The sequence below is a fragment of the Streptomyces solicamelliae genome, assembly GCF_045348655.1.
GTDB lineage: Bacteria > Actinomycetota > Actinomycetes > Streptomycetales > Streptomycetaceae > Streptomyces > Streptomyces solicamelliae.
The window spans coordinates 2,764,430-2,784,785 of the sequence record NZ_CP160404.1 but is presented as its reverse complement, the minus strand read 5'-3'; the positions used below and the strand labels follow the sequence as shown (position 1 = coordinate 2,784,785).

The following is a 20,356-nucleotide window of genomic DNA, read 5'->3' as shown; positions in this document are numbered from 1 at the left end:
CGGGGGCCCGCCCCGCGCGGGGCGGGCCCCCGGCCCCTTGCGTCAGGCCGCCGGGCGGCCCATCGCGCGGTACGTCCAGCCCGCCTCGCGCCAGCGCTCCGGGTCCAGCGCGTTGCGGCCGTCGAGGACGACGCGGGACGACGCCACCGCGCCGAGCTCCTCCGGCGACAGCTCACGGAACTCGCGCCACTCCGTCAGGTGCAGCACCACGTCCGCGCCGCGCACCGCGTCCAGCGCCGAGTCCGCGTACACCAGGGTCGGGAACAGACGGCGCGCGTTCTCCATGCCCTTCGGGTCGTACACCGTCACCTGGCCGCCCTGCAGCTGGATCTGGCCCGCCACGTTCAGCGCCGGCGAGTCGCGGACGTCGTCCGAGTCCGGCTTGAAGGTCGCGCCCAGTACCGCCACCCGCTTGCCGAGGAACGAGCCGCCGCCGACCGCCTCGCGCGCCATCTCGACCATCTGGCCGCGGCGCCGCATGTTGATCGAGTCGATCTCCCGCAGGAACGTCAGCGCCTGGTCCGCGCCCAGCTCGCCGGCGCGCGCCATGAACGCCCGGATGTCCTTCGGCAGACAGCCGCCGCCGAAGCCGATACCGGCCCGCAGGAACTTCGCGCCGATCCGCTCGTCGTACCCGATCGCCTCCGCGAGCTTCGCCACGTCGCCGCCGGCCGCCTCGCAGACCTCGGCCATCGCGTTGATGAAGGAGATCTTGGTGGCGAGGAAGGAGTTCGCCGAGGCCTTCACCAGCTCCGCCGTCGGGTAGTCCGTCACCACGAAGGGCGTGCCCTCCGCGAGCGGCACCGCGTACACCTCGCGCAGCAGCTTCTCCGCGCGCTCGCTGCGGACGCCGACCACGACCCGGTCCGGGTGCAGCGTGTCGTCCACGGCGAAGCCCTCGCGCAGGAACTCCGGGTTCCAGGCCAGCTCCACGCCCTCCGGCAGCAGCGCCGAGAGCCGCTCCGCGGAGCCCACCGGCACCGTCGACTTGCCGACGACCAGCGCGCCCTCGCGTGCCACCGGGGCGAGCGAGGCGAAGGCGGCGTCCACGTACGACATGTCGCAGGCGTACTCGCCGTGCTTCTGCGGAGTGTTCACGCACACGAAGTGGACGTCGCCGAACGCGCCGATCTCCTCCCAGGAGGTCGTGAAGCGCAGCCGGCCGCTGGAGCCCTCGATCCCGGCGACGTGCTTCGCCAGCAGCTCCTCCAGACCGGGTTCGTACATCGGGACCCGGCCCGTCGACAGCAGTTCGATCTTCTCGGGCACGACGTCGAGCCCGAGCACCTCGAAGCCCAGTTCCGCCATCGCCGCTGCGTGGGTGGCGCCGAGGTAGCCGGTGCCGATCACGGTGATCTTGAGGGCCATGCGGAGACTCCAGTGACGTCGGGCGGAATGCCTGCCCGAGCATAGTCGGGCCCTGGCCCGCGGCCTCCCCACGCCCTACCATTTGGGTTACTTAACGGTAGTTAGCAACGTGGGAGTGACTGCACGTGTCTGGTTCCGCTGATTTCGACCTGTACCGGCCCTCGGAGGAGCACGACATGCTCCGCGAGACGGTCCGTTCGCTCGCGGAGGCGAAGATCGCTCCGTTCGCCGCGGCCGTGGACGAGGAGGGCCGGTTCCCGCAGGAGGCCCTGGACGCGCTGGTCGCGGCCGACCTGCACGCGGTCCACGTCCCCGAGACCTACGGCGGCGCCGGCGCCGACGCCCTCGCCACGGTGATCGTGATCGAGGAGGTCGCCCGAGCCTGCGGAAGCTCCTCCCTGATCCCCGCCGTGAACAAGCTCGGCTCCCTCCCGGTGATCCTCTCCGGCTCCGAGGAGCTCAAGCACAAGTACCTCGCCCCGCTCGCCAAGGGCGACGCGATGTTCTCGTACTGCCTGTCCGAGCCGGACGCCGGTTCGGACGCGGCGGGCATGAAGACCCGCGCGGTGCGTGACGGCGACTACTGGGTGCTGAACGGCGTGAAGCGCTGGATCACCAACGCCGGCGTCTCCGAGTACTACACGGTCATGGCCGTCACCGATCCCGAGAAGCGCTCCAAGGGCATCTCCGCGTTCGTGGTGGAGAAGGGCGACGAGGGCGTCTCCTTCGGCGCCCCGGAGAAGAAGCTCGGCATCAAGGGCTCCCCGACCCGCGAGGTCTACCTCGACAACGTCCGCATCCCCGCCGACCGCATGATCGGCGCCGAGGGCACCGGCTTCGCCACCGCCATGAAGACCCTCGACCACACCCGCGTCACCATCGCCGCGCAGGCCCTCGGCATCGCGCAGGGCGCCCTGGACTACGCCAAGGGCTACGTCAAGGAGCGCAAGCAGTTCGGCAAGCCGATCGCGGACTTCCAGGGCGTGCAGTTCATGCTCGCCGACATGGCCATGAAGCTCGAGGCCGCCCGCCAGCTCACCTACGCCGCCGCGGCCAAGTCCGAGCGCGTCGACGGCGACCTCACCTTCTTCGGCGCCGCCGCCAAGTGCTACGCCTCCGACGTCGCCATGGAGGTCACCACCGACGCCGTCCAGCTCCTCGGCGGCTACGGCTACACCCGCGACTACCCCGTCGAGCGCATGATGCGCGACGCCAAGATCACCCAGATCTACGAGGGCACCAACCAGGTCCAGCGCATCGTCATGGCCCGCAACCTGCCCTGATGAGCGAACGCGCGGACCTGGACGCGGTGGCGGAGGCGCTCGCCGTCCTGCCGCCGCACTGGTACGGGTGGACGGACGAGCTGCACGACCTGTACGAGCGGTTCCTGAAGGGACCACAGCTGCCGCTCCCGGAAGAGTGCCGGCCGAGGTTCGAGAGGCGGCGGGCAAGGGAGCGGCTGTCCTCGGCCACGTACCAGGCGTGGTGGCGTCTGCAGAAGCACGTGCAAGGCGGCGGACTGCGGTCCGCCGAGCGGGCCGAGGCGGTGGACCTGGCCGAGCGCTGTGTCCGTACCGGCTTCCTGGCGCACGAGGCCGTGAACTTCCTGCACACGCTCGGCCGCCCGGACGGCGAAGCGGCCCTGCAGCGGCTTGTGCAGGACCCGTCGGTGCTCCCGTACGACCGGGCCTGGGCGCGCGAGTGGCTGGTCTGGCTGCGCCGGCCCGACTACGACGCCCGGGCCCGTGAGTCCGTCGCGGGCGAGGAGCCGCTGCTGCCGGAGGTGGTGCGGGACCTGCCCGCCGCCGCGCACGGCGGCGTCGCCTGGCCGGAGACGGATTCGCGGGAGACCGTCGACCTCCTTCGCCGGGTGCTCGAGGCGCTGCTGCCCGCCGAGCGCCTGGAGCGGCAGGAGCCGCCGGCCGACTGGACCTACGACGACGAGGGCGAGGAGGTCGACTACTCCGAGCGCCCGCAGTGGTTCGACGTCGAGCTCGTGCGGCGCCACCTGATGCCGCATCCCAGGCTGGTCACGCGCGAGCGGATCGCCGAGCTGCGGAGCGAGTGCGCACGGCTCGGGCTGGACGTTGCCGCCGAGGACTTCGCCGAGCGGCAGCTCACCCGGATCCGGGCGCTGTTCGCGGGCGCGGCCCTCGAACGGACCGGGCAGCTCGAGTACGAGTGGAACCCGTTCCTCACGCCGTGGGCGATGGACCTCGCCCGGCGGTTCGTGGAGCGGGACGCCGCCGCGGAGGAAGCGGTGTCGATGCTGAGTTACCTGGACGACGTGCCGTACACCCGCGAAGTGCTGGCCCGCCTCGCTGCGGACACCTCGCTCCGTCCGGAGCTGCGGAACCGGATCGAGGGAATCCGCTGAGAAAGGGCCCGCCGGGCGCTCGATGCGAGCGCCCGGCGGGCCCTTTCGTCTCCGTGACGGGAGGTCAGCGGTTCGACGTGACCGTCACCGGCTCGTCGTTCTGGATCTGGCTGACCAGCTGCTTCACCTTCGGCATGTCCCACTTCAGCGAACCCTGCGGCGCGCTGCCGGAGATCGGGATGTTCATGGACTTGCCGGTGCCGCCGCTGATGCCCTTCATGGCGAAGAACATCTTCCCCAGGTCGTACAGCGACATGTCCTTGTCCACGATCAGCGTGTCCAGGCCCGCGCCCAGCGTCGGGTACAGCTTGAACGGGTTGATGATCGTGCCCGGCGTCGCCGCCTGGTTGGCCAGCGCGGACAGGAACTTCTGCTGGTTCTTCGTACGCGCCAGGTCCGACTCCGCGAAGGCGTAGCGGGTACGGACGAACGCCAGCGCCTGCTCGCCGGTGAGGGTCTGGGTGCCGGCCTGGAAGTTCGCGCCGGAGTTCTTGTCCTTGAAGCCCTTCTCGATGTTCATCTCGACACCGCCGAGGGCGTCGACGATGTTCGCGAAGCCGGCGAAGCCGATCTCCGCGTAGTGGTCGATGCGCAGCCCGGTGTTGAACTCCACGGTGCGCACCAGCAGCTCGGGGCCGTCCATCGCGTACGCCGCGTTCAGCTTGGAGCCGCCGCGGGCCTTGTACGTCTTGCCGGACTCGGAGCCGACGAAGGAGGGGATCGTCACCCACGAGTCACGCGGCAGCGAGACCATCGTGTTCCCGCTGGAGCAGGCGGCGAGGATCATCATCGAGTCGGTCCGCTTGCCCTCGGCGGAGCCGGTGTGGAGCTTCTTCTTCTCCTCGGCGGACATGCCCTCGCGGCTGTCCGAGCCGACGATCAGGTACGTGGTGCAGTCGCCCTCCTCGGGGCGCTCGATGACCTTGGCGAGGTCGACCTCGCCGCGCAGCTTGGAGCTGGCCCAGGCGTACGTGCCGCCCGCCCACGCCAGCAGCACGACGAGCAGCACGATCGAGCCGACCTTGATCCGCCGGCGCCAGTCCGGGGCGGCGGGGCCGTAGCCGTCGTCGTCGTAGTACGGGTCGCGCGGCGGCGGGACGGTGCCGCGGCCGCCGCCCTGGGGGCCGCCGTAGACCTGACCGGTGTTGTACCCGGAGTCGTACCCGGTGCCCTGCGCGTGGGTGTAGTTCTGGTTGTGTCCCTGGCCGCCCTGGCCGTACCCGGGCTGCTGCGGCGGCACGGGCGGGCGCTGCCGCTGCGCGCGCACGTGACGCATCACACGCGGGCCATCGGGCTCGTCGCCTGCGTTGCCGTGGCCGTATCCGCCTTGCCAGTCGCTCATGCCGAACAGTGTGCCGTTCGCCCCCGTGGCGCCGACAGGCCGGGTGGACAATCGCACCGGGCCTGTTGCCAAGCTGATGCAAAGGTGACCCAGCCGAAGCACCCGGCAAGCTCGGCATAAGGTGGACGGCATGACAGATCAGGGCGATATCCCGGGCAAGCCCACCTCCGCGTCGCGGACCACGCTCAGCCACATCATGACCAGCCACGACACCAACCTCCTGGGGACGGTGCACGGCGGCGTGATCATGAAGCTGGTGGACGACGCCGCCGGGGCCGTCGCCGGCCGTCACTCCGGCGGCCCGGCCGTGACCGCCTCCATGGACGAGATGGTCTTCCTGGAGCCGGTCCGCGTCGGTGACCTGGTGCATGTGAAGGCACAGGTCAACTGGACCGGACGGTCCTCGATGGAGGTCGGCGTCCGGGTCCTCGCCGAGCGCTGGAACGAGTCCACGCCGGCCCAGCAGGTGGGCTCCGCGTACCTGGTGTTCGCCGCCGTCGACGCGGACGGCAAGCCGCGCCCGGTGCCGCCGGTGGTCCCGGAGACCGAACGGGACAAGCGCCGCTACCAGGAGGCCCAGATCCGCCGCACCCACCGCCTGGCCCGCCGCCGAGCCATCAAGGAACTCCGCGAGCGCCGCGCGGCCGAGGGCTACGACGACTGACCGGCGGGGCCCCGGCCCCCTTACCCGCACACCACCTGGTCCCCGGTGACCGCGTCGAACTCCCCGGAGTGCGTCGACTCCGGCCGCACCGGGGTGACCCCCCGATAGTCCGCCCCGGCGGTCACCCGCATCGTCCGCCCCTGCCCCGCCACCGCTCGCAGCTCCGCCCCCGGCAGCGCCGCCGCCAGGGACTTCGCCGAGCGGTCCCAGCGCGGGTCGTACGTGACGAGGGTGCGCCGCACCACCGGCCCCGTGCTGTTCAGCGGCGCGCCCGTGGTGTCGAAGCCCGTGCCCCGCAGCGCCGCGTCGACCTTGCGGCCGAGACCGGCCGTGCGGGTCCCGTTGTAGACCTGCACCCGGATCTCCCGCGGCGCCACGTCCACCACGACCCGCCGCACCGCCGGCCCGCGGTGCGGGGCGAGCGGTTTGTCCTCGCGCAGCGCCAGGAACAGCTTGCGGGCCTTCTTCGCGTCCCACTTCACCGTGGAGCCGATCCCCTTCACCGGGAAGCTCACATCCCCCACCGGTACCGAGACGAACTCCGACGAGGCCGGCCCGAAGCCCCGCATCGCCTTGGCGAGGTCCAGCATCCGGTCCGCCCCGAAGCCCTGGTCGGCCCGGACCGAGCCGAGCACGGTCGTGGCGACCTCCCGGAACCGCACCGGGTTCAGCAGCACCCCGTTGCCGGTGATCCGGTGGATCAGCGCCGCGAGGAACCGCTGCTGGCGCTGCATCCGCCCCAGGTCCGCCGCCCCGTCGACGTGCCGGGAGCGCACGTACTGCAGCGCCTGCCCGCCGCTCAGCCGGTGCCGGCCCGCGGGCATGGCCAGGCCCGTGTAGGTGTCCTTCATCGGCTTCGCGGTACAGATCTCCACCCCGCCGACCGCGTCGACCGTCTTCATGAAGCTGGTGAAGTCGACCTCCAGATAGTGGTCGATCTTGACCCCGGTCATGTTCTCGACCGTGCGCACGGTCAGCGCCGGCCCGCCCTCCGCGTACGCGGCGTTCAGCTTCACCGGGTGCGCGTCGTGGCGCCGGCCGGTGGTCGCGTCGACGTGCTCGGGCATCTCCGCGTACGAGTCGCGGGGGAGGCTCACCACACTGGCCCGCTCCCGGTCCTCGGAAAGGTGCACCAGCATCACGGTGTCGGTGCAGTTGCAGGGCGCGCCGCCGAGCCGGTACTTCTCCTTCTCCGCCTTGGTGATCTTCTCCCGTCCGTCGGTGCCGACGAGCAGGACGTTCATCCCGTGCCCGGCCTGCGGCCGGTTCTTCATGTCCTTGAACGGGTCGATCCGGTCGATCCCGGTGTTCAGGCCCGTCATCAGGGCGTGCCCGATCCCGCCGGCCCCCAGCACCAGCACCGAGAGCGTGGTCGCCATCCGCATCCCCCAGCGGGGCCGCTCTTCCCGTCTGACGCGGCGGGCCGGGGCGGGACGGCGGCCGGCCGGCCGGGGACGGGGCGGGCGGGGCGGTGTGGGCACCGGGGGCACCTCCGGTGGGTTGAGGGAGACCGACAGAACCGTAGGTCCATACGATCAGCGGCAGCGGGCCCCGACCCCGCGGCGCGCGACCATGTCCCCCATTCGCGGTAACGTGGCCGACGATGAACGCCATGCCTCCCGTCTCCGTGATCATGCCGGTCCTCAATGAGGAGCGGCACCTGCGCAACTCGGTCCGTCACATCCTCGAGCAGGAGTACGACGGCGAGATGGAGGTGGTGATCGCGCTCGGGCCGTCCACGGACCGCACCGACGAGATCGCCGCCGAGCTCGTTGCCGAAACGGCATCCGATGACCGCGCGCGGGTCCACACCGTCCCCAACCCCACGGGCCGTACGCCCGCCGCGCTCAACGCGGCGATCAAGGCGTCCCGCCACCCGATCGTGGTGCGCGTGGACGGTCACGGCATGCTGTCGCCGAACTACATCGCCACCGCCGTCCGGCTCCTGGAGGAGACCGGCGCGCAGAACGTGGGCGGCATCATGCACGCCGAGGGCGAGAACGACTGGGAGCACGCCGTCGCCGCCGCCATGACGTCGAAGATCGGCGTGGGCAACGCGGCCTTCCACACCGGAGGCGCGGCCGGCCCGGCCGAGACGGTGTACCTGGGCGTCTTCCGCCGCGAGGCGCTGGAGCAGCAGGACGGCTACAACGTGGAGTTCATCCGCGCCCAGGACTGGGAGCTGAACTTCCGGATCCGCGAGGCCGGCGGACTGATCTGGTTCTCGCCCGAGTTGCGCGTCCAGTACCGGCCGCGGCCGAGCGTGCGCGCGCTGGCGAAGCAGTACAAGGACTACGGCCGTTGGCGGCACGTGGTGGCCCGCTACCACGAGGGCTCCATCAACCTGCGCTACCTGGCCCCGCCGACGGCGGTCTGCGCGATCGCGGCCGGCCTGGTGGCGGGCGTCACGCTCAGCCCGCTCGGCTTCGTGATCCCGGCCGGCTACCTCGCCGCGATCACCGCGGGCTCGGTCCCGGCCGGCAAGGGCCTGCCGCTGAAGGCCCGGCTGCAGATCCCGGTCGCGCTGGCCACGATGCACATGTCCTGGGGCTTCGGCTTCCTCACCAGCCCCCGCGCCCTGGCGAAGAAGGTCATCGCCAGCCGCCGCCCGGCGGTGACGACCGCGCAGGTCTGACACACGTCGCCCAGCGAGGGGCCGCCCGGTGCGTCATGCACCGGGCGGCCTCGTCGTGTCGGCGGTGCCGGGACGTCAGTCCTTGCCGTCCCAGCGGTACGGCCCGTACACCGGCATGCAGTGCTTCTCGTCCGCCCGGACCACGTCCGAGCCCTCCGGCAGATCGCCGGCCTCCGTCTTCGCCGGCTTGTACGCGGTGCCCTCGCGCCAGTCCTGACCGACGACCAGGGTGATCCCCTCGACCGTGGCGTCGGCCCGGACCGAGGTCGCGGGCAGGCCGAGCGCCGTGGCGACCGACACCGCGTCGGCCTTGCCCTGCTCGCCCCCGCTCTTCGGGTACTTGACCACGCTGTCCTTGCGCTGCTCGGCGTCCTGCGAGGAGCTCGCCTGCGTGAAGCCCTTGCCCTTCAGGGTGTCGGCGATGGCGCGCGCCCGGCCTTCGACCGCGGCCTCCGTGTCGGAGCGGGTGCCGTTGACCACCGTGACTCCGAGCGAGCCCGGAGCGGCCGCCGTGGGGCCCGGCTTCGCGGACGGGGCGGCGGACGGCTTGGCGTCCTTCGGGTCGCCGTTCTTGTCCATGGCGACGTCCTCGCGGATCATCCGGAAGATCTTGTCCGCGGAGCTCGGGACCATCTCCAGCTTGTTCCTGTCGAGCCGGGACTCCACCGTCGGGACGGTGGCCGTCGTCATCCGGTTCAGCTTCACGTTCTTGAGCTGCATCGACAGATCGAACAGGCCCTTGACCGAGGCGATCTCGTCGGACACCTGGAGCGCCTTGGTCGCCGTCTCGGCCAGGCCGAGCAACTGACCGGTGTCCGTCCACGCGTTCTGCTTCTGCAGCTTCTCGAACATGCCGTTCATGTACATGTGCTGGGCCTTGGCGCGGCCCTGGTCGTTACCCCAGGCGTGCCGGGTCCGCAGCCACTGGAGCGCCTGCTCGCCCTGGACATCTGTGGTGCCCTTGGGCAGCTTCAGACCCGAGCCGCCGGGGACCCGCAGGGTCGGCTTGTCGTGCACGCCGGTCTCGACGCAGACCGGGACGCCGCCGACCTCGTCCGCCATGGCGACCACACCGACGAAGTCGATCATCATCCAGTGGTCGATGTAGACCCCGGTCAGCGACTCCCAGGTGGTGAGGGTGCAGCCCGGACCACCGCGCCCCAGCGTCTCGTTGATCGGCCGGGTCGTCGTCGCGGCGTACGTCTTGCCCTTGGCGTCCGTGCACTTCGGGATCTTGACGATCGTGTCGCGCGGAATGGTGACGGTGGAGGCGTTCTTCCGGTCCGCGGAGATGTGCACGAGCATCTGCACGTCCGCGAGCGGCTGCTGGTTGCGGAGGTTCTTGCCGCCGCCCAGCTTGACGTTCCGCGGGTCGCTCCGGTCGTCGGAGCCGATCAGCAGGATGTTCAGCGGGGTGTTGCCCAGAGCGTTCGGCGCGGCCTTCTTCACACCGCTGTCGCCGCCGCTGCGGCCGCCGGAGCGCAGGTTGCTGTTGAGGTGCTCGTAGTACCAGTAGCCCGCGCCGGCCGTGCCGAGTATGAGCAGCGACACCGCGGCCGCCGTCCACTTGAGGACCTTGCGCTTGCCCTTCCTGGCACGCCGGCGCGGCCCGCCGCGCCGGTGGCCGCTGCCGCCGCCCGCCTCGCCCGGGCCGTTGTCACCGGCATCGCCGGAACCCGGCCGTACGCGCAGGCCCATCGTGCCCGCTTCCTCGTACAGGCTGTCGTCCCAGCCATGATCACGCGGGTGCGGAACGCGTTCCCGCGTCCCCTCCCTGCGCACCCTGCTCTGTCCCACCCCTGGGCCCCCCTCGGATATTCAGGTGCGGCCGTGGGCCCGGGATTTCCGGGTCACGCGGCGCACACCTTCTTGTCGGCTTCTACCTTCTCGATGTCCGGCACCTTGGCCGGGCCGGTGAGGGGCACCCCCGCGCCCTTGAAGTCAGAGCCGAGGATCAGTGTCATCGGTTCCATCTCACCGGCATCCTGTGTCCCCTGCTTGAGCGCCGTCGCGGGCAGACCCATCAGATCCGCCAGCTTCCGGGCCTGGTCGGCCTGGTTCGGGCCGTACTCCAGCGTCGTCGTGGCCTGCTTCTGCGGCGCGTTGCTCTTGTTCGTGGAGCGGTTCACGCCGGCGTCGTTCTGCAGCCAGAGGATCGTGTTCTGGGCCGCGCCGGTGATGCCGCTGCCGTTGTAGACGTCCACCCGGACCTTCGAGGCCTCCGCGCGGGGGCCCTTGAGGAGCGCGGCCTGGGCGTTCGCCTGGGCGTTCTTGGCGTCCTGCTCCTTCTTCTTCACCGCGGTGAGCGAGGTGTCGGACTTCATCAGCGCGAACAGCTGCTGCGCCTTCTCCGGGTGCGGGACGACCGTCGCCTTGATCTTCTCGGCCGGGTTGTCTATGACCGGCAGCGTGGCGAACGTGATGTTCTTCGGGTCGATCGGGGTGAGTTCCTTCGCCAGGTCGGAGAGCTTGGAGATGCTCCCTATGCCGGTGTCGACGGTCAGCGCGTTGGTGGCCGCCTCGGCCAGCCCGTACAGCTTGGTGGGGCTGGTCAGCGTCTCGTCCGACTTCATCTGACGGATCATCGAACTCAGGAACTGCTGCTGGACCTTGATCCGGTCCAGGTCGCTCTCGTTGCCGAAGCTGTGCCGGGTGCGGACGAACGCCAGGGCCTGCTCGCCGGCCACGACCGACTCGCCGGCGGGCAGGTTCAGCTTGGAGTCCTTGTCCTTGACCGGCTTCTTCAGGCAGACCTTCACGCCGCCGACGGCCGTCGTCATCTCCTTGACGGCGTTGAAGTCGGCCATCATGAAGTGGTCCACGGTCAGCCCGGTCAGCTCGGTGACCGTGCGCATGGTGCAGCCGGGGTCGCGGCCCGCCTGGCCGAGGCTGGTGTTGAAGCGGACGTCCCGCTCGCCGGGGATGGACTTCGTGCCCTCGGGCGTCTTGGTCTCGCACTCCGGGATGTCGGTCTTCAGGTCGCGCGGGATCGACATCGCCGTCGCGTTGGTGCGGTCCGCGGAGACGTGGAACAGGATCGTGGTGTCGGCGTGCCCGGGACTGTTCTTGTCGCCGTAGCCGGAGTTGCCGGAGCCGGTGCGCTTGTCCGTGCCGATCAGCAGGATGTTGAAGGCCTGGCCCTTCTTGAACCCGCCGCCGCTCGCCCCGGCCACATCGACCGTCTTGATGTTCCCGTTGAAGTGCTCGTACAGCGCGTACGCGCCCACGGCGCCCGCGACGACCACGAAGGCCGTCACGCCGCCGGTCCACATCAGGACCTTCTTCTTGCGGGACTTCGCCGGCTTGCGCTTGCGGCGGCCGGCCGGCGGTTCGCCGCCCTGGCCCTGGCCCTGGCCCTCGGGGACCCGGCGCCGGCGCTGGCCGGGGACGGGCGGGGCCTCGGGTGCGGCGGAGCGGCGGCGGCCGCCCTCGGGGGCGGGGCCTCTGGGACTCGGGGGAGTGCTGCCGCGCCTTCCGGAGACGGGTGCCGACTGCCCAGCGGAACGGTCCAGTCGCAGTTCGTAGTTACCGGTCCGCGGGTTGAGTACCCACTGGTCGGCGGGGTCGATCTCGTCCGCCCGTCCACGGCTGTGCGCGTCCACGGTTGCTTGAGTCCTCCGTCGGTGCGACGCGGCGCCTCCCCCGGGCGCTCGATGCGTTCGATCCTCGTCAGTGCGCGACCACGTGGTCGCGGCACCGGATCGCGTCACACTATCCGCCCAGTTCAGCGTGGGGCGACGTCCGTGACAAATTCCACGCACCTTACAAGCGGGCAATTCGCTCAAACACCGTTTCCTGCCGGACAGGGTTTGAGCAGCGCTTTACCAATTCACCTGCGAGTGACCGGACGGTCACTTCATGAACACACGCCCTCGGCGGCGTTGCGGCCGGAGAACGTGGGGGTCGGCTCGGGCTCCGGGGTGGCCGGCTCGTACCGTCCGCTGTCGCTCTCGTCGTCCGGGGCGACCTCCACCGGCCGGTCTTCGCGCAGCCGCCTGAACAGTTCGTCCGCTGCGGGTTGCACCAGTTCGTCCCGGTTCGCGTCGTACGTGTACGGGCGCCTCGGCACCGTGAGGAACTGCACCTTCTCCGTCGGCACGCTGCGCATCGAGCGCGCCAGGTCGTACAGGTCCCGCAGCGAGTCCAGGCCCGGATCGGTGGTGAGCGCCTTGGTCGCCGCGTCGAGGACCGGGTACAGCTTCGTCGGGTTCAGCAGGACGCCGTTGCTCTGCACCTTGTTGACCAGGGCGCCGAGGAACTGCTGCTGGCGGTCCATGCGTTCGGTGTCGCTGCCGTTGCCCAGCGACTTGCGGGCCCGTACGAAACCCAGCGCCTGCTCGCCGCGGAGGGTGTGCCGGCCGGCCGGCAGCTTCAGGTGCGCGTCCGGGTCGTTCACCGGCTCCTTCAGGCAGACCTCCACGCCGTCCACGGCGTCGACCATCTTCTTGAAGCCGCGGAAGTCCACCACCATGTGGTGGTCGATCCGGATCCCGGTCAGCTTCTCCAGGGTGCGGATGGTGCAGGCCGTGCCGCCGAACTCGTACGCCCAGTTGAACTGCGCGAACTGCTCGCGCGTGCGCGTTCCGTCCGGTTTGCGACAGCTCGGGATCCGGACCATCAGATCGCGCGGCACCGACATCGCCGTCGCGCTGGACCGCCCCGCGGACAGGTGCAGCAGGATCGTGGTGTCCGAGCGCTGGGTGCCCTTGTCCCGGCCGTACTTGCGGTTGCCGCTGCCGGCCCGGGTGTCCGAGCCGATCATCAGGATGTTCTGCGCCCCGAGCGCCCCCGGGCTCGGGCGCTCCTTCTCGTAGCGGCGCAGCTCCGCCTCGGCGGAGGTGTCGGTGGTGATGTTGGCGTCCAGCTTGCGGTACAGCCACCAGCCCGTGGCGGCCGCGGCCAGCACGACCACCGAGCAGCCGATCGCCGTCCACCGCAGCCAGTGCCGCTTGCGCGAGCGGCCGCCGGGCTCCCCGCCCGGCTCCCCGACGCCCGCCGGCCCGTCCGGGTCGGCGGGGGGCGGGGTGCCTGCGCTGTCCGTCACGTCCGGTCCCGTCCGTCGAGGGGGCAAAGAGGCATCAAAGGCGTGTACCCGCCGATCATGTACCGGCGTTGACGCCCGAGCCCGGGGACTCGGCGCGTCGCTGCGCCGGACGGGTGGCGGGAAATGTCGTGCGTGGTCCTGTCGGCCGGTCGGCCCCGGTGGCCGGTCGGCCCCGTGGCCGGCCGGTCCCGTGCTCAGTCGACCGTGAGCGTGACCCGCTCGCTGTCCACCCGCTTCTCGAGCCCGTCCGCGTCCAGCAGGTCCAGGTTGCGGCAGAGCACGACAGAGCCGCCGGCCGCCAGCGGCGCATACAGCCCCGCCGAGACGCCCTCCCAGGAGTCGTACGAGCGGCCCGTCAGCACCCGCGATCCGGGAGCCAGGCCCAGCTCCTCCGCGTCGGCCCGCGCCCGCTCCACGAGCTGGGCCCCCGTCAGCTCCACGCCGCCGACGGCCAGCGCCGGGGCGTCCGGATCGACCGGTACGAACGGGGCGAACCGGTCGCCCTGGCTCGGGACTTCCACGGCGTAGTCGGCGTATCCGGCCGGCGCGGCCGGGAAGCGGCGGCCCAACGGGGCGAGCGACAGCGCGATCCGCTCCCCGGAGCAGGCCAGGCCCTCCTCGAGCCGGTCCGGGCCGGCGACCACGAGGTCCGCGCCGGCCGGTTCGCCGCCGAGGTCGGCCGTCACGCCGGCGGACGAGCACGCCAGCAGCCAGACGGCGGTCTGCCAGTGGGCCGGAAGCAGCAGCGCGAGCCGGGCGCCGGGCTCGGCGGCGAGCTCGCCCTGGAGGAGATTGGCCGTCTTCGCCACCCAATTGGCGAAGGTGGCCACGGACAATTCGACGCGCTCACCGGTGGCGTCGTCGTAGAAGGTGACCAAGGGGCGGGCCGGGTCCGCGGCGAGCGCGGATCGCAGCAGGTCGGCGGGGGTGCGATCGGTGGCGTTCACCCGTGCAAGGGTACGCGGGCGGGGCCGCGGGGCACCGCCGTACCGGTGACGCGGGTCCTCCGTCGGGGGGAAAGACGCTCGGTTTCCGGGCCTGATCCCGGCGCGCGGATCGGTGGCGGCCTCCGCACGATCTCAGCATGCGTGCCTACCTTGCTACCTCCATCGGCGTCGTGTGTACGGCCGCCCTCGTCCTTCCTCTCGCTCCCGCGGCCGGCGCGGGGGACCTGCCTCCGGGCGATCCCCTCTCCTCGTCCGCCGAGTCCTCCCCACCCTCCTCGCCCTCCGCCTCCTCCCGGGCGGCGGAGGAGAGCGTGGCGGGGGAGACCCAGTCGCTCGAACTCGGCGTCCTCGGCGGCTCCCGCGCGGCCGGCGCCTCCGCTGTGCAGGGGCTGACCCGACAGGACGTCAGACCGTTCTCGCTGGTCGGTGTCGTCTGGGACGACGCCGACGCGGAGCTGCACGGCAGCGTCCAGGTCCGGACCCGGGCCGCCGGCGGCGCGTCCTGGTCGGAGTGGCAGGACGTGGAGAGCCACAACGCCGACGGTGCGGACCCCGGTGCGGAGGAGCGCGCGTCCGGCGCGGTGCGCGGCGCGACCGCCCCGCTGTGGGTGGGTGACTCGGACGGCGTCGAGGTCCGCGTACGGGCCGAGGGCGCCGCGCCGCTGCCGGAGGGGCTGCGGCTGGAGCTGGTGGACCCGGGCGAGGACGCGGCGGCGGACCTCGGCGCGGGCGGACCGCCGGGGGTCCCCCCGGGCGAAGCCCGGGCGAGGTCCCTGTCGTACGCCGCGCCCGAGGGCACGGTGATCCCGGCGCTGTCCCGGCGTCAGACCGAGGCGGCGTACGGGCAGGTGCCGGCCGAGCGGGTCGCGGCGAAGCCGTACATCGGGCCGCGGCCCCGGATCGTCACCCGCAAGGGCTGGGGGGCGAACGAGAAGCTGCGCGAGAAGAAGTTCGTGTACACGAAGAAGGTCAAGGCGGCCTTCGTGCACCACAGCGCGACCGGCAACAACTACACCTGCAAGCAGGCCCCCTCCGTCCTGCGCAGTATCTACCGGTACCACGTCGTGAGCATGCGCTGGCGGGACTTCGGCTACAACTTCGCCGTCGACAAGTGCGGAAACATCTACGAAGGCCGTGCCGGGGGAGTGACCAGGGCGGTCCTGGGCGCCCACACACGTGGTTTCAACACCGACAGCATGGGCATCGCCGTCCTCGGCACCTTCGGGTCGAGCAACCCGCCGGCGGCCGCCACGACCGCGGTGGCGCGGCTGACGGCGTGGAAGCTGGGGCTCTTCGGGGCCAACCCGAAGGCGAAGACGACGCTGACGTCCGGTGGCGGCAACCGGTTCAAGAAGGGCAAGCAGGTCAGGCTCAACGTCATCTCCGGCCACCGCGACGGCTTCTCGACCGCGTGTCCCGGGGCCCGTCTGTACAGCAAGCTCGGTGCCACCCGGACCGCGTCCGCGAAATATCAGGGGCGTGCTTGAAACACGTACACCCCATACGGTCATCGGTCCGGTCATCTGCATAAACTGACCGGTCACATCGCAGGACCAGCGGTGTGACCGGCCCGAGCAGGAAGCAGAGACGACTGGTGACAGAAGCGATCCTCCTCGTCGGCGGCAAGGGGACGCGGTTGCGGCCGCTGACGGTGAACACGCCGAAGCCGATGATCCCGGCGGCGGGAGTGCCCTTCCTCACCCACCAGCTGGCCCGCGCGCGGGCCGCCGGCGTCGAACACGTCGTCATGGCCACGTCGTACCTGGCGGAGGTCTTCGAGCCGTACTTCGGCGACGGCTCGGAGCTGGGGCTGAGCCTGGAGTACGTCACCGAGGAGGAACCGCTCGGCACGGGCGGGGCGATCCGCAACGTGGCGGCGCGGCTGCACTCGGGGCCGGACGACCCGGTCCTGATCTTCAACGGGGACATCCTCACGGGCCTGGACATCCGCGCCCTGGTCGACACCCACGAGTCGTCCGGCGCGGACGTCTCCCTCCACCTGACCCGGGTGGAGGACCCGCGGGCCTTCGGGCTCGTGCCCACGGACGCGACCGGTCGCGTCACGGCGTTCCTGGAGAAGCCGCAGACGCCGGAGGAGATCGTCACCGACCAGATCAACGCCGGGGCGTACGTGTTCCGGCGCTCGGTCATCGACACGATCCCGGCGGGGCGGCCGGTCTCGGTCGAACGCGAGACCTTCCCGGGGCTGCTGTCCTCGGGCGCGCACCTGCAGGGCATGGTCGACTCCACGTACTGGCTCGACCTCGGCACCCCGCAGGCCTTCGTCCGCGGCTCCGCCGACCTGGTCCTGGGCCGCGCCCCGTCCCCCGCTGTCCCCGGCCGCTGCGGCGACCGTCTGGTCCTCCCGTCGGCCCGCGTGGCCCCCGACGCCAAGCTCACGGGCGGCACGGTCGTCGGCGAGGACGCGGTCGTGGGCGCCGGCGCACGCATCACGGGCAGCGCGATCCTGGCGGGCGCGGTCGTGGAACCGGGCGCGGTCATCACGGACTCCCTCGTCGGCACCGGCGCCCACATCGGCGCCCGCACCCACCTCACCGGCTCGGTCGTCGGCGACGGCGCGACGGTAGGCCCCGACAACGAACTCCGCGACGGCGTAAGAATCTGGTGCAACACCACCCTCCCGGCGGGAGCGGTCCGCTTCTCGTCGGACCAGTAGCGGCGGCACCCGCCCCGCTACGCTCGTACGCATGGCCGGACGTTTCGCGCCCCGTACCCCCACCACCCGGGCCACCTTCCGGGGCGGGCACGTGCCCGTACCTCCCGCTCGCGACGGCAGGCGCGCCGCGCGGGAGTGGGCGCTGCCCGAGGCGACCGATCTCGGGCTGACGCTCGGGCCCCTGCGCCGCGGCCCCGCCGACCCGACCTTCCGGGCCACCGCCGACGGCTCCGTGTGGCGGGCCAGCCGGACGCCGGACGGGGCCGGGACCCTGCGGGTGAGCCTGCGGGACGGCGCCGCGCACGCCGACGCGTGGGGCCCCGGCGCCGCGTGGCTGCTCGACCGGCTGCCCGCACTGCTCGGCGCGGACGACGACCCCGCCGCGTTCGTCCCGCGGCACCGCCTCGTCGCCGCCACGCACCGCCGCCGCACCGGCCTGCGGCTGACCCGCACCGGGCTGGTCATGGAGTCGTTGATCCCGTCCGTCCTGGAGCAGAAGGTCACGACCGACGAGGCGTACCGCGCCTGGCGCCTCCTCGTCCGCCGCTTCGGCGAACCGGCCCCCGGCCCCGCCCCCGACGGCATGTACGCGATGCCCGACCCGCGGACCTGGCGGCAGATCCCGTCCTGGGAGTGGCACCGCGCCGGCGTCGACGACAAGCGCGCCGCCACGATCCTGCGCGCCGCCCGCGTCGCGCACCGCATGGAGGAGGCCGCCGCCATGGAGCCGGCCGAGGCCCAGGCGCGCCTGGAGCTCATCCCCGGCATCGGCCCCTGGACCTCCGCCGAGACGATCCAGCGCAGCAACGGCGCCCCCGACGCCGTCACCGTCGGCGACCTGCACCTGCCCGGCATCGTCGGCTACGCGCTCGCCGGCGACCGCGACGCCGACGACGCCGCGATGCTCGAACTCCTCGCCCCGTACGCCGGCCAGCGGCACCGCGCCGCCCGGCTGATCCTGCTCAGCGGCCGCGTCCCGCCCCGCCGGGCGCCGAGGATGACCCCCGGCGACATCGCCCGGCTCTAGGGGGTGTCTACCGGACCTCGACGAACGCGTCGGCGACCCGCACCGGCCGCTCCTTCGGCGCCGCCGCCGGATGCCCGACGGCGACCGCGCCCATCGGGTCCCAGTCCGCGGGCAGTTCGAGGACGTCCCGGACGACGTCACGGCAGAACATCGTGGACGACACCCACGCCGAACCGAGCCGCTCACCGGCCAGGGCCACCAGGAAGTTCTGCACACCCGCCCCCGCCGCGACCACGAACATCTCGCGCTCCGCCGCGTCCCGGCGCGGATCGCCGTAGTGGTGCGAGCCGTCCATCACCAGGCACGGCACCACGAGATACGGCGCGTTGCGCAGCACGTCCCCGCGCCGCACCCGCTTCGCGACCGACTCCTCCGACTTGCCGTCCCGCCGCAGATCCGCGATCCACGCGTCCCGCATCGCGTCGAGCAGCCGAAGCCGCGCGGCCTCCGACTCCAGCAGCACGAACCGCCACGGCGTCGTGTGGTGCGGCGCCGGCGCGGTGACGGCCGCCGCGACGGCCCGCCGCACCGCGCCCGGGTCGACGGGCCGGTCCGTGAACTCCCGCACCGTCCGCCGCAGCGTCACGGCCTCCCGTACGGCCTCGGAGGTCCCGAGCCGGAACATGTCGTCGGCGGGACTGCGTACCAGCACGTGGGCGCCGTCCTGGCCGCCCACGAGGTGCGGCAGGCCCCGGACCACCGCGACGGGCCGCCCCGCCGCCTTGCCCTTCACCAGGTCGCCCGCGGCGGCCAGTTCGTCCGCCGTGGCGACGACGGTCACGTCGAGCGGGTTGCCGTGCGCGTCCGTCCGGCCCCGCAGGTCGTCGAGGACGCGCACGCCCGCCGCGCCGATCGCCACGTCGGTGAGCCCGTTGCGCCACGGCCGCCCGAAGGTGTCCGTGACGACGACGCCGACGTCCACGCCGAGCGCCGCGCGCAGCCCGTCCCGTATCGCACGCGCCGAGGCATCCGGGTCCACCGGCAGCAACAGCACCGTCCCGGCAGGGGTGTTGGAGGCGTCCACACCGGCCGCCGCCATCACCAGACCCTGCCGGTTCTCGACGATCCGCAGCGTCCCGCGCCGGGCCACCACCCGCACCGTCTCCGCGTCGATCGCCTTCTCGCGGTCGTCCGCCGCGACGATCCGTCCCTCCGCCTTGCTGACGATCTTGGACGTGACGATCAGTACGTCCCCGTCGGCCAGGTCCGGCGCCGCGGCGGCGATCAGCTCCGCCAGGTCGTCGCCCGGCTTCACCTCGGGCAGCCCCTCGACGGCCCGGACGCGGTACTCCGCCGGTCCCGCCCCGGTCACCCGCGGACCTCGTCCGCCAGCGCCAGCGCCTCGCGCGCCATCGCCGCCGTCGCCTCGACGTCGGTCATCATCAGCGGCACCGCGCGGCAGCGGATCCCCGCCGCCTCCACCTGCGCCACCGTGCCCGCGTCGACCGTGTCGACGAGCCAGCCGTCCAGCAGCCCGGAGCCGTAGTGCTCCGCCACCGCCGCGGCCGTCGCCTCCACGCCCACCGCCGCGAGGACCTTGTCCGCCATCCCGCGCACGGGCGCGTCGCCCACGATCGGCGAGAGGCCCACCACGGGCACGCCCGCTTCCGCGATCGCCTCGCGGATCCCGGGAACGGCGAGGATCGTGCCGATCGACACGACGGGGTTCGACGGCGGGAAGAGGATCACGTCCGCCTCGGCGATCGCCTCCAGAACCCCCGGGGCGGGCTTCGCCTGCTCCGCGCCGACCGGTACGACCGCCTGCGCGTCCACGGAGGCGCGCAGCTTCACCCAGTACTCCTGGAAGTGCACCGCCCGCCGCTCGCCGTCGGTCTCGATCGCGACATGCGTCTCGACGCGGTCGTCCGACATCGGCAGCAGCCGTACGCCCGGCTGCCAGCGCGCGCACAGCGCCTCGGTGACGGCGCTCAGCGGATAGCCGGCGCCCAGCATCTGGGTCCGGACGATGTGCGTGGCGAAGTCGCGGTCACCGAGGCCGAACCACTCCGGCCCCACGCCGTACGCCGCGAGCTCCTCCTTGACGTGGAAGGTCTCGTCGGCCCGTCCCCAGCCCTGCTCCTCGTTGATGCCACCGCCGAGGGTGTACATCACCGTGTCGAGGTCGGGGCAGACCTTCAGCCCGAACAGATGGATGTCGTCACCGGTGTTGCCGATGACCGTGATGTCGGCGTCCGGGGCGGCCTGCTTCAGACCGCGCAGGAAGCGGGCGCCACCGATGCCGCCGGCCAGAACCACAATGCGCATGCAGTGCAGT

The 20,356-nt window shown here is 72.1% G+C and carries 16 protein-coding genes; 7 read left to right on the top strand and 9 right to left on the bottom strand.

Annotated features, from left to right (window positions below; all coding sequences use genetic code 11):
• Positions 1-42: 42 nt before the first annotated feature.
• A complete protein-coding gene (locus ABZO31_RS12765; protein WP_406861277.1) occupies positions 43-1,368 on the bottom strand; it encodes a UDP-glucose dehydrogenase family protein in 1,326 nt (441 codons plus the stop codon).
• Between the two features lie 125 nt (positions 1,369-1,493).
• Here ABZO31_RS12765 and ABZO31_RS12760 point away from each other — a divergent pair, with 125 nt between their 5' ends.
• On the top strand, positions 1,494-2,651 hold the full coding sequence (locus ABZO31_RS12760) for an acyl-CoA dehydrogenase family protein (protein ID WP_406861276.1): 1,158 nt from the start codon (positions 1,494-1,496) through the stop codon (positions 2,649-2,651).
• Positions 2,651-3,745: a hypothetical protein gene (locus tag ABZO31_RS12755; RefSeq protein ID WP_406861275.1), complete on the top strand. Its 1,095-nt coding sequence runs from the start codon at positions 2,651-2,653 to the stop codon at positions 3,743-3,745. The genes ABZO31_RS12760 and ABZO31_RS12755 overlap by 1 nt, the downstream gene beginning before the upstream one ends.
• A 64-nt stretch (positions 3,746-3,809) precedes the next feature.
• On the opposite strand, the gene ABZO31_RS12750 is transcribed toward ABZO31_RS12755, so the two are convergent.
• The gene (locus ABZO31_RS12750) at positions 3,810-5,087 is read right to left on the bottom strand and encodes an LCP family protein (RefSeq protein ID WP_406861274.1); all 1,278 of its coding nucleotides are present in this window, start codon (positions 5,085-5,087) and stop codon (positions 3,810-3,812) included.
• A gap of 130 nt (positions 5,088-5,217) precedes the next feature.
• Here ABZO31_RS12750 and ABZO31_RS12745 point away from each other — a divergent pair, with 130 nt between their 5' ends.
• Positions 5,218-5,751, top strand: a complete 534-nt coding sequence (locus ABZO31_RS12745) for an acyl-CoA thioesterase (protein WP_406861273.1) — start codon at positions 5,218-5,220, stop codon at positions 5,749-5,751.
• A 20-nt stretch (positions 5,752-5,771) separates the two neighbouring features.
• Here ABZO31_RS12745 and ABZO31_RS12740 read toward each other — a convergent pair whose 3' ends face one another.
• Entirely contained in the window at positions 5,772-7,136 is a 1,365-nt protein-coding gene (locus tag ABZO31_RS12740) for an LCP family protein (RefSeq protein WP_406865333.1), read from the bottom strand.
• Positions 7,137-7,354: 218 nt separating this feature from the next.
• Here ABZO31_RS12740 and ABZO31_RS12735 point away from each other — a divergent pair, with 218 nt between their 5' ends.
• Entirely contained in the window at positions 7,355-8,386 is a 1,032-nt protein-coding gene (locus tag ABZO31_RS12735; protein ID WP_406861272.1) for a glycosyltransferase family 2 protein, read from the top strand.
• A 75-nt stretch (positions 8,387-8,461) separates the two neighbouring features.
• On the opposite strand, the gene ABZO31_RS12730 is transcribed toward ABZO31_RS12735, so the two are convergent.
• The 4 genes from ABZO31_RS12730 to ABZO31_RS12715 all read right to left on the bottom strand — a co-directional run bounded on the left by ABZO31_RS12730 (position 8,462) and on the right by ABZO31_RS12715 (position 14,377).
• On the bottom strand, positions 8,462-10,183 hold the full coding sequence (locus ABZO31_RS12730) for an LCP family protein (RefSeq protein WP_406861271.1): 1,722 nt from the start codon (positions 10,181-10,183) through the stop codon (positions 8,462-8,464).
• 53 nt (positions 10,184-10,236) lie between these two features.
• Positions 10,237-11,988 (bottom strand): LCP family protein, encoded by a 1,752-nt coding sequence (locus ABZO31_RS12725; protein ID WP_406861270.1) that lies wholly within the window; start codon positions 11,986-11,988, stop codon positions 10,237-10,239.
• A gap of 254 nt (positions 11,989-12,242) precedes the next feature.
• Positions 12,243-13,706 (bottom strand): LCP family protein, encoded by a 1,464-nt coding sequence (locus ABZO31_RS12720; RefSeq protein WP_406865332.1) that lies wholly within the window; start codon positions 13,704-13,706, stop codon positions 12,243-12,245.
• The gene (locus ABZO31_RS12715; protein WP_406861269.1) at positions 13,625-14,377 is read right to left on the bottom strand and encodes a TIGR03089 family protein; all 753 of its coding nucleotides are present in this window, start codon (positions 14,375-14,377) and stop codon (positions 13,625-13,627) included. The genes ABZO31_RS12720 and ABZO31_RS12715 overlap by 82 nt, the downstream gene beginning before the upstream one ends.
• A 137-nt stretch (positions 14,378-14,514) precedes the next feature.
• On the opposite strand from ABZO31_RS12715, the gene ABZO31_RS12710 reads away from it, so the two are divergent.
• The 3 genes from ABZO31_RS12710 to ABZO31_RS12700 all read left to right on the top strand — a co-directional run bounded on the left by ABZO31_RS12710 (position 14,515) and on the right by ABZO31_RS12700 (position 18,081).
• Complete coding sequence (locus ABZO31_RS12710; RefSeq protein ID WP_406861268.1) at positions 14,515-15,864, top strand: peptidoglycan recognition protein; 1,350 nt, start codon at positions 14,515-14,517, stop codon at positions 15,862-15,864.
• A gap of 107 nt (positions 15,865-15,971) precedes the next feature.
• The gene (locus tag ABZO31_RS12705; RefSeq protein ID WP_406861267.1) at positions 15,972-17,054 is read left to right on the top strand and encodes a sugar phosphate nucleotidyltransferase; all 1,083 of its coding nucleotides are present in this window, start codon (positions 15,972-15,974) and stop codon (positions 17,052-17,054) included.
• Between the two features lie 31 nt (positions 17,055-17,085).
• Positions 17,086-18,081: a DNA-3-methyladenine glycosylase family protein gene (locus ABZO31_RS12700; RefSeq protein ID WP_406861266.1), complete on the top strand. Its 996-nt coding sequence runs from the start codon at positions 17,086-17,088 to the stop codon at positions 18,079-18,081.
• A 7-nt stretch (positions 18,082-18,088) separates the two neighbouring features.
• Here ABZO31_RS12700 and ABZO31_RS12695 read toward each other — a convergent pair whose 3' ends face one another.
• Entirely contained in the window at positions 18,089-19,393 is a 1,305-nt protein-coding gene (locus ABZO31_RS12695; protein ID WP_406861265.1) for a coenzyme F420-0:L-glutamate ligase, read from the bottom strand.
• The gene (gene cofD / locus ABZO31_RS12690; RefSeq protein ID WP_406861264.1) at positions 19,390-20,346 is read right to left on the bottom strand and encodes a 2-phospho-L-lactate transferase; all 957 of its coding nucleotides are present in this window, start codon (positions 20,344-20,346) and stop codon (positions 19,390-19,392) included. Before cofD ends, ABZO31_RS12695 begins: the two co-directional genes overlap by 4 nt.
• Positions 20,347-20,356: the final 10 nt, after the last annotated feature.

What these genes read in the sequence shown, in the direction of transcription:
- ABZO31_RS12755 (WP_406861275.1), top strand. Translation starts at nt 2,651, where the DNA reads ATGAGCGAACGCGCGGACCTGGACGCGGTGGCGGAGGCGCTCGCCGTC.
- ABZO31_RS12750 (WP_406861274.1), bottom strand. Translation starts at nt 5,087, where the DNA reads ATGAGCGACTGGCAAGGCGGATACGGCCACGGCAACGCAGGCGACGAG.
- cofD (WP_406861264.1), bottom strand. Translation starts at nt 20,346, where the DNA reads ATGCGCATTGTGGTTCTGGCCGGCGGCATCGGTGGCGCCCGCTTCCTG.
- ABZO31_RS12700 (WP_406861266.1), top strand. Translation starts at nt 17,086, where the DNA reads ATGGCCGGACGTTTCGCGCCCCGTACCCCCACCACCCGGGCCACCTTC.
- ABZO31_RS12735 (WP_406861272.1), top strand. Translation starts at nt 7,355, where the DNA reads ATGAACGCCATGCCTCCCGTCTCCGTGATCATGCCGGTCCTCAATGAG.
- ABZO31_RS12765 (WP_406861277.1), bottom strand. Translation starts at nt 1,368, where the DNA reads ATGGCCCTCAAGATCACCGTGATCGGCACCGGCTACCTCGGCGCCACC.
- ABZO31_RS12745 (WP_406861273.1), top strand. Translation starts at nt 5,218, where the DNA reads ATGACAGATCAGGGCGATATCCCGGGCAAGCCCACCTCCGCGTCGCGG.
- ABZO31_RS12710 (WP_406861268.1), top strand. Translation starts at nt 14,515, where the DNA reads ATGCGTGCCTACCTTGCTACCTCCATCGGCGTCGTGTGTACGGCCGCC.
- ABZO31_RS12740 (WP_406865333.1), bottom strand. Translation starts at nt 7,136, where the DNA reads ATGCGGATGGCGACCACGCTCTCGGTGCTGGTGCTGGGGGCCGGCGGG.